Origin of the sequence: Pseudomonas sp. p50(2008) (assembly GCF_015351605.1) — a bacterium.
Classification (GTDB): Bacteria; Pseudomonadota; Gammaproteobacteria; order Pseudomonadales; family Pseudomonadaceae; genus Aquipseudomonas.
Genome location: NZ_JACMYF010000002.1, coordinates 680,883 through 693,632, shown reverse-complemented (window position 1 = coordinate 693,632; position 12,750 = coordinate 680,883). Strand labels below are relative to the sequence as shown.

Genomic DNA, 12,750 nt, shown 5'->3' with positions numbered 1-12,750 from the left:
GCGCTCCAACGGGGAGAATCCCCTCGCCACGGGGGAAGGTCAGTCCAAGAGTTGGCGCAAGGCCAGAAGCGCCAGGAAATGCGCGGGATAAAGCGCATACGCCCAGCGGCGCATTGGCGGTGGTTGGAGATGCCTGGCATGTCGCAACAAGAACAACCCGATCAATGGCGCGACCAGACACACGGCGATGCCAAGGATGGCCGCACTGTTACCGAACCGGGCAGAGTGATACAGCACCTCCCATTGATTGGCAGCGAGGCATACAACCCCCGGCAACAGGCTGAAATACCAGGGCCGCCTGATCACCAGCAACATCGCCAGCGGCAGCAGCACGCCGAAGAAACCGAACATCAGTCGCTCCGGAAAAAGGGCCGCCAGCACCACGGCACCGACCGCCAGCAGCCGCGTCTGCAGCGTGTTGTGCTGCCAGCCCCGCGCCACCAACAACCCCAACACCAACGTTGGCATCACGTTCAAGGTGTCGGGATCCGGCATGAACATGCGGTAGGGTATTTCACTGATGGCGCTGAACAGCAGCAGCCAACCGAGGTATCGCCATTGGCCGTCCTGCGTCATTGCACGCGCCCGAGCCAGGTTCGCCGCCATCGCCAGACAAAACCACGGGAACGCCAACCGCCCCGGCACATACAGCAGATCAACGGAGTAACCGACATATCGCAGGTGATCGAGCACCATGCTCAACAGCGCCAGCCACTTGAGCAGATCGAGTGCCCCGTCCCGTTGAGTCATGTGCATAATTGCCCATCGTCATTGTATTTTTCTGACAGATACATCGCGTGTGCTCCCCGGACGATCTTCGGTAAAGTGCGCACCATCATTGACCACGAAGCCCTTCACCATAAGAGCCTCGCACACGGAAGCCGGCCATGACCGACAAGAGCCAACAATTCGCCAGCGACAACTATTCCGGTATCTGCCCTGAAGCCTGGGCTGCCATGGAACAGGCCAACCACGGCCACCAACGCGCTTACGGCGACGATGAGTGGACAGCTCGCGCCTCCGATCAATTCCGCAAACTGTTCGAAACCGACTGCGAAGTGTTCTTCGCCTTCAACGGCACCGCCGCCAACTCCCTGGCCCTGTCATCGCTGTGCCAGAGTTACCACAGCGTGATCTGCTCGGAAACCGCCCACGTCGAAACCGACGAATGCGGCGCGCCGGAGTTTTTCTCCAACGGCTCCAAGCTGCTCGTCGCCCGCACTGAAAACGGCAAGCTGACCCCGGAATCGATCCGCGAAGTCGCGCTCAAACGCCAGGATATCCACTACCCGAAACCGCGCGTCGTGACCCTGACCCAGGCGACCGAAGTCGGCAGCATCTACACCCCCGAAGAAATCCGCGCCATCAGCGTCACCTGCAAAGAGCTCGGCCTGAACCTGCACATGGACGGCGCGCGGTTCTCCAACGCCTGCGCATTTCTGGGCTGCTCGCCAGCCGACTTGACCTGGAAGGCCGGCGTCGACGTGTTGTGCTTCGGCGGCACGAAAAACGGCATGGCGGTGGGTGAAGCGATTCTGTTCTTCAACCACAAACTGGCCGAAGACTTCGACTACCGCTGCAAACAGGCCGGTCAGCTGGCGTCCAAAATGCGCTTTCTCTCGGCGCCGTGGGTCGGGATTCTGGAAAACGACGCCTGGCTCAAATACGCCCGCCACGCCAACCACTGCGCGCAGTTGCTGGCCGAACTGGTCAGCGACATTGCGGGCGTGGAACTGATGTTCCCGGTGCAGGCCAACGGCGTATTCCTGCAACTCTCGGAACCGGCCATCGCCGCCCTGACTGCCAAAGGCTGGCGCTTCTACACCTTCATCGGCAACGGCGGCGCACGCTTCATGTGCTCGTGGGATACCGAAGAAGAACGCGTACGGGAACTGGCGGCGGATATCCGCGAAGTCATGTCCCGCTGATCCCTTCGAGCAGCTACCCAAATACCGTGCGGTGAGGGGATTTATCCCCGTTCGGCGGCGCAGCCGTCGTAATACCAGCCAATGCGGTCTGCCAGACAGACCGCATTCTCAGTATTTGGGGCCGCTTCGCAGCCCAACGGGGATAAATCCCCTCGCCACAAGGGCGCTCCTCTACTCCCAGCCTGCGTCAGCTCCATCGTCTACATTGTTTGTCGAGCCCTCCGCTCAGACAACAATAACCAGGAGCGTACGCATGTCACTAAAAGGCAAAACCCTGTTCATCACCGGTGCCAGCCGTGGGATTGGTCGTGAAATCGCGCTGCGTGCCGCGCGGGACGGGGCCAATATTGTGATTGCGGCCAAAAGCGCCGAGCCGCATCCGAAGCTGCCGGGCACGATTTTCAGCGTCGCGAAGGAAGTCGAAGCGGCGGGAGGCAAGGCGCTGGCCTTGCAGGTGGATGTGCGCGATGAAGTGGCGGTGCGTGAAGCCTTGGCCCAGGCCAACGAACATTTCGGCGGTATTGATGCGCTGATCAACAATGCCGGCGCAATCAAGCTGACCGGCGTTCAGCACATCGAACTCAAACGCTTTGATCTGATGCACCAGATCAACACCCGCGCCGTGTTGCTGTGCAGTCAGGCCGCCCTGCCCTATTTGAAAAAGAGCAGCGGCCACATCCTCAACCTGTCACCGCCACTCAACCTGGCCACCAAGTGGTTCGCTCAATACAGCCCCTACACCGTGACCAAATACGGCATGAGCATGCTGACGCTGGGCATGAGCGAGGAATTCAAGAATTACGGTATCAGCGTCAACTCGCTATGGCCGCAGACGATGATCGCGACGGCAGCCATCGAATTTCAGCTGGGTTCGCGCGAGTCCTTCAAACACGCACGAACGCCGGCGATCATGGCGGATGCGGCGCATGTGATTTTGAGCAGCGTTAATCGCAGCATGACTGGACGGCTGCTGATTGATGAAGAGATTCTGAGAGAAAACGGAGTGAAGGATTTTGAAGGTTATCGGTTTGAACCGGACTCTATCGAAAAGCTGATGCCGGATCTGTTTGTTGACTGAGATACCCACACCCTTGTAGGAGCTGTCGAGTGAAACGAGGCTGCGATCTTTTGATCTTGTTTTTAAGATCAGGATCAAAAGATCGCAGCCTTCGGCAGCTCCTACAGGGGAGATTCGGTGGGTGTCAGAACTCGATCCGCACATCCCCTTTTGGCACGCTGCAGCACGACAGGATATAACCCTCGGCCTCGTCTTCCTCGGTGATGCCGCCGTTGTGCTCCATCTCCACCTCGCCGCCCAGTTTCAACACCTTGCATGTCCCACAGATCCCCATCCCGCAGGCTTTCGGAATCAGCAGGCCGAGCTTGGCGGCTGCCGCATGCACGGTTTCCCCGGGCGCCACACGAATGCTTTTCCCGGAAGCAATGAACTCCACCTGGTGCAGATCCGCCAGATCGACTTCAGGCGCATCCGCCGCTATCTCGGCTTGCTCCACCGCATCGGCCCGAGCTTCCGGTGGCGTCGCGCCGAAGGATTCCTCGTGATAACGCGACATGTCGAAACCAACCGTTTCCAGCATGCGCTTGACCGCATTCATGTACGGCGTCGGCCCGCAGCAGAACACTTCGCGCTCCATGAAGTCCGGCGCCATCAGTTCGAGCATCTTGTGGTTCAGGTACCCGCGATAACCGGCCCAGGGCTCGCCAAGACCATGCTTCTCGCAGATCAGGTGCAGGCTGAAGTTGTCGATCCGCGACGCCATGTGCTCCAGCTCGCGGTGATAAATGATGTCTTTGGGCGAACGAGCGCTGTGGATAAACACCATGTCGACGTTGCCGTTGGTGTCGTAGAACCAGCGTGCCATCGACATCACCGGTGTAATGCCGACGCCGCCGCTGAGGTACAGCACTTTCGGCGCGGTGAAGTCCATGGCATTGAACAGACCGACCGGTCCGTGCACCGCCAGTTCCTGACCTTCATGCAGGGTGTCGTGCAACCAGTTGGACACCTTGCCCCCCGGCACGCGCTTGATGGTCACCGAAAAGCTGTAAGGCACCGACGGCGAGCTCGAAATAGTGTATGAGCGCATGATCGGCACGCCCTCGATTTCCAGCTCCAGGGTGACGAACTGCCCCGGCTTGAAGAAGAACAGAATCGGCTGGTCGGCCATGAAACAGAAGGTGCGCACGTCCCAGGTTTCCTGGATGACTTTGACGCAACGGACGATGTGTCGACCATTGGCCCAGGTCTGGGTCGTTACCGGATTCAGGAAGCTGTTGGACATGCTGTTCTCCACCGCCGATGCTCGGCCTTATGTTGGCGATTCTGCGTATAGCGCGAACCACCCATTTACCTATCTGCGACATTCACATACTTATCGCGACCAGCCCCCAACTACCGGGGGTTGCGCGTCGGGAACAGATTGGGCCATGTCGCCCATGGATAAGGTTCCGGGTAGCGCCGGCCCCACACTCGCCTCAACAGATAAATGCTGTTTGTGTCTTGCGTAGCAACCGTATCAGCCACTTTCGCCGGCCTCACAGAAAGGCCTTGAGGATCATATCGATGGACGTCACCGCAAAAATCAGCCTGGGCGATCCGCTGGAACCCGCACGCAAGGCCACCGCGCAAATGCTCCAGGAGCGCGAACGCACTTACTCGCTGCCGCAGCCGTTTTACTCTGACGAGCGGCTGTTTGATATCGACATGCAGGAGATCTTCCAGAAAGAGTGGTTGATCGCCGGCATGACCTGCGAGATCCCGACCAAGGGTAATTACCTGACCCTGCAGGTCGGCAAAAACCCGATCATCGTGATTCGCGGCGCTGAAGGCGTGGTGCATGCGTTCCATAACGTCTGTCGCCACCGCGGTTCGCGCCTGTGCACCAGTGAAAAAGGCAAGGTCGCCAAGCTGGTCTGCCACTACCACCAGTGGACCTACGAGCTGGACGGTCGTCTGTTGTTCGCCGGCACCGAAATGGGCGCCGACTTCGACATGAAGCAATACGGCCTCAAACCGGTGAACGTGAAAACGGCCGGCGGTTACATCTTCATCAGCCTGTCGGAGAACCCGCCCGCCATTGATGACTTCCTGTCGACGCTGAGCCATTACATGGAACCGTACGACATGGAGAACACCAAGGTGGCAATCACCACCACCTTGATGGAGAAAGCCAACTGGAAACTGGTGCTGGAAAACAACCGCGAGTGCTACCACTGCAACGCGTCGCACCCGGAACTGCTCAAGACCCTGCTGGAATGGGACGACGTCACCGATCCACGCGCCGATCAGGCGTTCAAGGACCACGTCGCTGCTTCTTCCGCTGCCTGGGAAGCCGAGAAGATTCCTTACGCCCACGCCAGCTTCGGCCTGCGTAACCGCATCGTGCGCATGCCGCTGCTTAAAGGCACCGTGTCGATGACCCTGGACGGCAAACAGGGCTGCGCCAAACTCATGGGCCGCATCAAGAACCCGGATTTGGGCTCGATGCGCATCCTGCATTTGCCGCACTCGTGGAACCACTGCATGGGCGATCACATCATCGTCTTCACGGTGTGGCCGATCAGCGCTCAGGAAACCATGGTCACGACCAAGTGGGTCGTGCACAAGGACGCCGTTGAAGGCGTGGATTACGACGTCGACCGCATGCGTCAGGTCTGGGATGCAACCAACGACCAGGACCGCCGTCTGGCCGAAGAAAACCAGCGCGGGATCAACTCCACGGCCTATCAGCCTGGGCCTTATTCGAAGACCTACGAGTTTGGCGTGGTGAACTTCGTGGATTGGTACAGCGAACGGTTGCTGAGCAATCTGGGGGCAGAGCCTGCGCCTTACCTCAAGGGAGTACCGGTTCAAGGTTAACGGCAAAAGCATCGCGAGCAGGCTCACTCCTACATTTGATCTTCGGTATGCCAAAGGTCCCCTGTAGGAGTGAGCCTGCTCGCGATGGCGGCTTACCTGCCCACACCTCACTTCCCGACAACCTACCACTCTGTAGAACTGTACGAAATATGACCTATTCCGTTCAGGCCTATACGCACCGCACCTCGCAGCCTTCCACGAACAAGTTATCCACACCTCCACCCACAGCTAATGGGGACAAGTGTGCATCTGCCTGAAACTTTCTCCACACAATCCGAAGAAAATCCGTGACTTATTAACATTTACGGTTTTGAACGGCGATTGATTATTTTTTGATCACAACCCTGAAAGCCACACATGACGTGGCCTGTAGACGACCGCAAACACCTTATCCACAGAAGCGCCAACAGACTTTGGGGGCAACTATGCGGGCACTGTGGAAAACCGCTAAAACCCTTAATACATCAGGCTTTCAACGAGATTTCACACCTAAACAGGCTGATTGGTTGTTTTTTAATCAAAAGCCTGTAACCCCTTGTTTATATAGCCTCCAGCAGACAGCGAACATCTTATCCACAGAAGCGCCAACAGAGATCGGGGGTAAGTGTGGGGAAGTGAGGCAGCGTTATCCACAGAAGCGGTTTATAGGGCGTAGGTAAACCCCAACTGGAAACCCGATCCTGTAGCAGCTGCCGAGCCCGCGAGGCGGCGTTCGAGGACGCAGTCCTCGCCAGCTTTAATGTCGGTGGAGGGTTAGCGAACCACGCCTTCTTCGATCAGCAGCTTGAGGATCGCCTCGGCACCCGCTTGTGCGGTCACACCTTTAAGCACTTGGCCACCGCCACCACTGGCCTTGGCCGTTGCAGCCTTCATCCGGTCGGCGCCGCTCTTGGCCTTGATCACCTTCAAGCGTTTCGGCCTTGATTTCGCCGGTTGCAGGGTAGCGACCGCGAGCAGTTCATCGTCGATCACTTCGACATCATCGGCCTGCAGAACACCCCGGCGCGCTGGCCCGTAAGCACTTTGCCGAGGTTTGGGCGCAGCGTTATCCACAGTCGCCAGAAACGGCAAACGCACTTTCAAGCGACGACGCTGACCACGGGGCAGCGCCTGCAGAACAAGTGCCGAACCCCCGTCGATGGATTCCACCTGAGCCAGCCCCACCACCAGCGGCCAACCCAGATTCTCGGCCAGCAGGAACGGCAACATGCCGGAGCCTTCGCCGGTTTCCGCCTGGCTGCCGGTCAGAACGACTTGCGCGCCAGCCTCCCGCAAATAGGCAGTTAACGCCGGCAACGCGTCGGCACCCAACGGCTGTTCCAGGACATGCAACTGGTCCAGCCCCATGCCCAGATACGCACGCAGCGCAGGCTCGGCGACGTCACCGGCATGCAGCACTTGCAGGTTATCCCCAGCGAGTTGCAGACCCAGCTCCACCGCTCGCGCATCCTGTTCGGCGCGACGTGGCCGGCCGGAGGTCGGGTGGGCGCCGATGGACACCAGGCTGATGATTTTCGTGCTCATAACCTTTTCCTTCCCTTAGGCCGCATCGCGCTTGGCGTCGTTGCGGTAGGCCGCTATCGCATCGATCAAGGCTTGAAGAACCTCGGCGCTTTCACCGATTACCGACAGGTCGGCCCGTTTGATCATGTCGCAACCCGGGTCGAGGTTGATCGCCACCACCTTGTCGCAGGCACCAATGCCTTGCAGGTGCTGGATCGCGCCGGAAATCCCCACGGCCACATAGACCCGCGCAGTGACCCAGGTCCCCGAAGCACCCACCTGCCGATCACGCGCCATGAAGCCATCGTCCACCGCCACCCGGGACGCGCCTTCGGTGGCGCCGAGGGCTTGGGCGGTCCTGTGGAAAAGCTCCCAATCCTTGACGCCATTACCGCCGGAGAAAATGAATTCGGCTTCCGCCATGGGAATCGCCGCCGGGTCTACCGCCACCGCGCCCAAATCTTCGATACGGGAAAGACTGCGCGCCACGGTTGTGGATAACTCCACGGGCAAGGCTTCGTGACGGGTTTCACTCACAGGTTCGGCACACTCGACGGCGGCCAGAATCAAGCGCGCAACCGGCCGCGCCAGGTCTTGCAAACCAGCACCGGCACGGCCGATACATTCCTGATCCTTGACCTGCCAGACCCGTGTGGCCGGGCGCTCGCCGAGGGCTGCGGCAAAGCGCCGACCCAGTTCGCCGCCGCCGCTGCGGCTGTCGGGCAGCAGCCAGTGACGCGGACTGAACTGGTTATCCACAGCTCGCAAACCCTGGACCCGCTGTTCCGGTGCATAACCGCTGAATTCCTCGCCGTCGAGCACCAGCAACCGATCCACGCCGGCGCTAGCGAAGGCCGCTTCCTTGTGCTCGCCAAAAATCACGGCCAACACCGCGCCGTCCTGACCGGCCAGTTGATGCGCCAGACCCAGCAAGTCGCGATCGTGGCTGCTCAAGCGACCACCCACCATGTCCGGCACCACACTGATATAAAACGCTGGCTGCGGTACTTGATGCAGTGGTAATTGCACTTCAACTGTGGCCGAGCGTTTGGTCGCTCCGCCCTGCTGTGCGCCGCTGCGGTCAATACGTTTGATGCCATTGGGACCAATGAAACCCATGCCATGGGGATTCTTGCGAATGACCCCATTGGGCCCCATCCAGCTGTGTTGCGCCGGTTGCATGGCCGCATGCAGCGGGTGCAGGCGGTTGCGGGCAATCCATTCGGCGCGGGGGTCGCGGCGGATAATGTCGCTCATCAGTGGGCCTCCGCAGGTTCTTCACGTTTCAGCGGCGCATTCGGTTTGCTCGGGGCTGCGTCTTCGAGCAATGCATCGGCCACCAGTTCGGCGATGTCCTTGATCATCGGGCGCGGTTCGACAACGCCTTCGAGCATCGCCGTGCATTGTGGACAACCCACGGCCACCAACTCGGCGCCGGTCTCGCGGATGTCTTCCATGCGCATGTCCGGAATCCGTTGTTTGCCCGGAATGTCGGTGATCGGCGCACCACCGCCACCACCGCAGCAGCGCGAGCGGAAACCAGAGCGTTGCATCTCTTTCACTTCGATGCCGAGAGCACGCAATACCTCGCGCGGCGCCTCGTATTCGCCGTTGTAGCGACCGAGGTAGCACGGATCGTGATAGGTCACGCTGCTGCCTTTGTGCTGACCGAGAGTCAGGGCGCCCGCACCAATAATTTCCGCCATGTAGGTGCTGTGGTGCTGCACGAGGTAGTGGCCATCGAAAGCGCCGTACTCGTTTTTCAGCACGTGGAAGCTGTGCGGATCGCAGGTGACGATGCGGTTGAAGCTGTATTTGGCCAGGGTCTGGATGTTGCGTTTGGCCAGCAACTGGAACGTCGCTTCATCGCCCAGGCGCCGTGCCACGTCACCGCTGTCGCGCTCTTCCAGGCCCAGTACCGCGAAGTCGACCTTGGCCGCTTTCAGCACTTTGACGAAGGCGCGCAAAGTGCGCTGGTTGCGCATGTCGAAAGCGCCGTCGCCGACCCAGAACAGTACGTCGACCGATTTCTTCTCGCTGAGCAGATTCAAACTCAGATCCGCGGCCCAGTTCATCCGCCCGCCCGGTGCGAAGCCGCCAGGGTTGTCGGTGGCAATCAGGTTTTCCAGGACTTCGGCCCCCTTGTTCGGGGTCGCGCCTTTTTCCAGCGTCAGATGGCGACGCATGTCGACGATGGCGTCGACGTGCTCGATCATCATCGGGCATTCCTCGACACAGGCACGGCAGGTGGTGCAGGACCACAGGGTGTCGGCGTCCACCAGGCCGTTGACGATCGGTTGATGCGGATTACCGGCATGCTCACCAATGGCTTTGCCAGGATAGGGACTACCGGCGAATTTGGCGTCGGTGCCACCCGCCAGGCCAACCACCATGTCCTGGATCAGTTTTTTCGGGTTCAGCGGCTGACCGGCGGCGAACGCCGGGCACGCCGCTTCGCACTTGCCGCACTGCACGCAGGCGTCGAAACCGAGCAGCTGGTTCCAGGTGAAATCCTTGGGTTTTTCCACACCCAACGGTGCGGTTGGGTCGTTGAGGTCCAGTGGTTTCAAACCAGTCGAGCGGCCACCGCCAAAGCGTTCGGCGCGACGGTGCCACGCCAGGTGCAAGGCACCGGCAAAGGCGTGTTTCATCGGCCCGCCCCAGGTCATGCCGAAGAACAATTCCGACACGCCCCACAGCACGCCGACAAAAAGGATCGCTGCAAGCATCCAGCCGCCGAAGTTTTCCGGGAGGATGCCGGCCACCGGCAGGGTCAACAGGAAGAAGCTCGCCGAGAATGCCAACAGGCTTTTCGGCAGACGCATCCATGGCCCTTTGGACAGGCGAGCCGGAGGGTTGCGACGACGCAGGTACATGAAAATCGCGCCGACGAACATCACCGCCGAGGCAATCAACAGGGCAACGCCGAGAATGCGGCTGTGCAGGCCGAAACCGTGAACCAGTATCGCCAGCACAATGGACGCCACCGCACCACCGGCCGTGGCGACGTGGGTGTTGGCGATGTATTTGTCCCGCGCAACGACATGGTGCAAATCGATCATGTAGCGCTTGGGCATGGCGAAGAGGCCACCGATCAGGTCGACCTTCGAGGCTCGTCCCCGGCGCCACATAGCCACCCGCCGCACCGCGCCGAGGACAGCCAGGCCCAGGGCAGCGAACAGCAGGATTGGAAGAAGGGTGTTCAACATGGTGGAGCTCCCAAAGACCTCGGGGTCTTGCAGGTCGAGATGCCTTACTCGGTTCCTGTGGGAGCGGGCTTGCCCGCGAAAGCGGTGGGTCAGTCGACATCAATATCGACTGATCGATTGCATTCGCGGGCAAGCCCGCTCCCACAGGGTTATGTGCAAGCCGTTAGAAATCCTTGCAGAGCCGCAGCGCGTCGTAGATCGCCGCGTGTACGTTGCGCTGAGCCACACAGTCACCGATGCGGAACAGCAGGTAACCGTCACCGGTCTGTTCCAGGCAAGGTTGCGGCTTGATCGCGAACAAAGCTTCGACGTCGATCTGGCCTTTGTTGCGGGAGCCTTCTTTCATCGCGTAGTAGATTTCTTCGTCCGAACGCACGCCGTTTTCCACGACCACCTGGTCCACCACCCGCTCCTCTTTGGCGCCGGTGTATTCGTTCTCCAGTACCGCCACCAGCTTGTCGCCTTCGCGGTAGACCTTCTCCAGCATCATGTCGCCGGTCATGATCACTTCTTTCGGGTACATGCTGCGGTAGTAGGTCGGGAACGAGGTGCCGCCGATCGCCACGCCAGGCTTGATGTCGTCGGTAACGATCTCGACCTGACTGCCTTTGTCGGCCAGGAAGTCAGCGGTCGACATGCCGGTGAACTCGCAAATGGTGTCGTACACCAGCACGTTTTTACCTGGCGCAACTTTGCCATCGAGAATGTCCCAGCTGCTGACAACCAGGCCTTCAGCCGCGCCCCAATGCTCGTTCTGCTCGAGGAACGGATGACCGCCTACCGCGAGCACGACCACGTCGGGGCGCAGGTCCATGATGGTCGGCGCATCCGCCGCCACGCCCAGGCGCAGGTCGACTTTCAACCTTGCGAGTTCAAGCTGATACCAGCGCGTGATACCGGCGATCTGGTCGCGCTGTGGTGCTTTCGAAGCAGTGGTGATCTGCCCGCCGATGAATTCTTTTTTCTCGAACAAGGTCACGTCGTGGCCACGCTCGGCGGCCACGCGAGCGGCTTCCATCCCCGCCGGCCCGGCACCCACCACCACGACCTTGCGCTTAACGCCGGTGGTCTTTTCGATGATGTGCGGCACGCCCATGTATTCGCGGGAGGTCGCAGCGTTCTGGATACACAACACGTCCAGCCCTTGGTACTGCCGGTCGATGCAATAGTTGGCGCCGACGCACTGCTTGATCTGGTCGATCTGGCCCATCTTGATCTTGGCGATCAAGTGCGGGTCGGCGATGTGCGCACGGGTCATACCGACCATGTCCACATAACCACCTTCCAGAATTCGGGTCGCCTGGTTCGGGTCCTTGATGTTCTGTGCGTGCAGCACTGGAGCCTTGACCACTTCCTTGATACCGGCCGCCAGGTGCAGGAACGGCTCCGGTGGATAACTCATGTTCGGAATGACGTTGGCCAGGGTGTTGTGAGTGTCGCAACCCGACCCCACCACACCGATGAAGTCCAGCATGCCGGTGTCGTCGTAGTACTTGGCGATCTGCTTCATGTCCTCGTGGGACAAGCCGTCCGGGTGGAATTCGTCGCCGCACAGACGGATGCCGACGCAGAAATCCGGGCCGACTTCAGCCCGCACAGCCTTCAATACTTCCAGGCCGAACCGCATGCGGTTTTCAAAACTGCCGCCCCACTCATCGGTACGCTTGTTGACGCGCGGGCTCCAGAACTGGTCGATCATGTGCTGGTGCACAGCGGACAGTTCGACGCCATCGAGACCACCGGCCTTGGCCCGGCGAGCAGCCTGCGCGTAGTTGCCGATCACTCGCCAGATTTCTTCCGGCTCGATGGTTTTGCAGGTGGCACGGTGCACCGGTTCACGCACGCCCGACGGCGACATCAGGGTCGGCCAGTTAAAGCCGTCCCAACGTGAGCGACGGCCCATGTGGGTAATCTGGATCATGATCTTGGCGCCGTGCTTGTGCATGGCGTCGGCGAGGTTCTGGAAGTGCGGGATGATCCGGTCGGTGGACAGGTTCACCGAACTCCACCATTCCTGCGGGCTGTCGATGGCCACCACGGAGGAACCGCCGCAAATCGCCAGGCCGATCCCGCCCTTGGCTTTCTCTTCGTAATACTTGACGTACCGATCGGTGGTCATGCCGCCGTCGGTCGCGTAGACCTCGGCGTGCGCAGTGCTGAGCACGCGGTTACGGATGGTCAGTTTGCCGATCTGGATCGGCTGGAACATTGCTTCGAAAGCCATGGCGGG

Annotated in this window: 9 protein-coding genes; 3 read left to right on the top strand and 6 right to left on the bottom strand. The window is 60.1% G+C overall.

What is annotated here, in order from left to right; all coding sequences use genetic code 11:
- Positions 1–39: 39 nt before the first annotated feature.
- Positions 40–756, bottom strand: coding sequence for a TraX family protein (locus tag H7698_RS08215; RefSeq protein WP_194691084.1), 717 nt, complete (start codon positions 754–756; stop codon positions 40–42).
- A gap of 131 nt (positions 757–887) precedes the next feature.
- On the opposite strand from H7698_RS08215, the gene H7698_RS08210 reads away from it, so the two are divergent.
- Complete coding sequence (locus H7698_RS08210) at positions 888–1,928, top strand: threonine aldolase family protein (RefSeq protein ID WP_162436197.1); 1,041 nt, start codon at positions 888–890, stop codon at positions 1,926–1,928.
- 253 nt (positions 1,929–2,181) lie between these two features.
- On the top strand, positions 2,182–3,006 hold the full coding sequence (locus H7698_RS08205) for an SDR family oxidoreductase (RefSeq protein WP_194691083.1): 825 nt from the start codon (positions 2,182–2,184) through the stop codon (positions 3,004–3,006).
- A gap of 124 nt (positions 3,007–3,130) precedes the next feature.
- On the opposite strand, the gene gbcB is transcribed toward H7698_RS08205, so the two are convergent.
- Positions 3,131–4,231, bottom strand: a complete 1,101-nt coding sequence (gbcB, locus tag H7698_RS08200; RefSeq protein ID WP_162436195.1) for a glycine-betaine demethylase subunit GbcB — start codon at positions 4,229–4,231, stop codon at positions 3,131–3,133.
- A gap of 281 nt (positions 4,232–4,512) precedes the next feature.
- On the opposite strand from gbcB, the gene gbcA reads away from it, so the two are divergent.
- Positions 4,513–5,808, top strand: a complete 1,296-nt coding sequence (gbcA, locus tag H7698_RS08195) for a glycine-betaine demethylase subunit GbcA (protein WP_162436194.1) — start codon at positions 4,513–4,515, stop codon at positions 5,806–5,808.
- A gap of 753 nt (positions 5,809–6,561) precedes the next feature.
- Here the strand turns inward: gbcA and etfB are convergent.
- The 4 genes from etfB to dgcA all read right to left on the bottom strand — a co-directional run bounded on the left by etfB (position 6,562) and on the right by dgcA (position 12,744).
- The gene (gene etfB / locus H7698_RS08190) at positions 6,562–7,332 is read right to left on the bottom strand and encodes an electron transfer flavoprotein subunit beta (RefSeq protein ID WP_194691082.1); all 771 of its coding nucleotides are present in this window, start codon (positions 7,330–7,332) and stop codon (positions 6,562–6,564) included.
- Between the two features lie 15 nt (positions 7,333–7,347).
- Positions 7,348–8,568 carry an electron transfer flavoprotein subunit alpha gene (etfA, locus tag H7698_RS08185; protein WP_194691081.1) on the bottom strand — a complete coding sequence of 407 codons (1,221 nt, stop codon included), beginning with the start codon at positions 8,566–8,568 and terminating at the stop codon, positions 7,348–7,350.
- Positions 8,568–10,520: a dimethylglycine demethylation protein DgcB gene (gene dgcB, locus H7698_RS08180; protein WP_194691080.1), complete on the bottom strand. Its 1,953-nt coding sequence runs from the start codon at positions 10,518–10,520 to the stop codon at positions 8,568–8,570. Before dgcB ends, etfA begins: the two co-directional genes overlap by 1 nt.
- 163 nt (positions 10,521–10,683) lie before the next feature.
- A complete protein-coding gene (dgcA, locus tag H7698_RS08175; protein WP_194691079.1) occupies positions 10,684–12,744 on the bottom strand; it encodes a dimethylglycine demethylation protein DgcA in 2,061 nt (686 codons plus the stop codon).
- Between the last annotated feature and the right edge of the window lie 6 nt (positions 12,745–12,750).

Coding starts and splice junctions, on each gene's coding strand:
- H7698_RS08215 (WP_194691084.1), bottom strand. CDS start 756: ATGCACATGACTCAACGGGACGGGGCACTCGATCTGCTCAAGTGGCTG.
- H7698_RS08210 (WP_162436197.1), top strand. CDS start 888: ATGACCGACAAGAGCCAACAATTCGCCAGCGACAACTATTCCGGTATC.
- H7698_RS08205 (WP_194691083.1), top strand. CDS start 2,182: ATGTCACTAAAAGGCAAAACCCTGTTCATCACCGGTGCCAGCCGTGGG.
- gbcB (WP_162436195.1), bottom strand. CDS start 4,231: ATGTCCAACAGCTTCCTGAATCCGGTAACGACCCAGACCTGGGCCAAT.
- gbcA (WP_162436194.1), top strand. CDS start 4,513: ATGGACGTCACCGCAAAAATCAGCCTGGGCGATCCGCTGGAACCCGCA.
- etfB (WP_194691082.1), bottom strand. CDS start 7,332: ATGAGCACGAAAATCATCAGCCTGGTGTCCATCGGCGCCCACCCGACC.
- etfA (WP_194691081.1), bottom strand. CDS start 8,568: ATGAGCGACATTATCCGCCGCGACCCCCGCGCCGAATGGATTGCCCGC.
- dgcB (WP_194691080.1), bottom strand. CDS start 10,520: ATGTTGAACACCCTTCTTCCAATCCTGCTGTTCGCTGCCCTGGGCCTG.
- dgcA (WP_194691079.1), bottom strand. CDS start 12,744: ATGGCTTTCGAAGCAATGTTCCAGCCGATCCAGATCGGCAAACTGACC.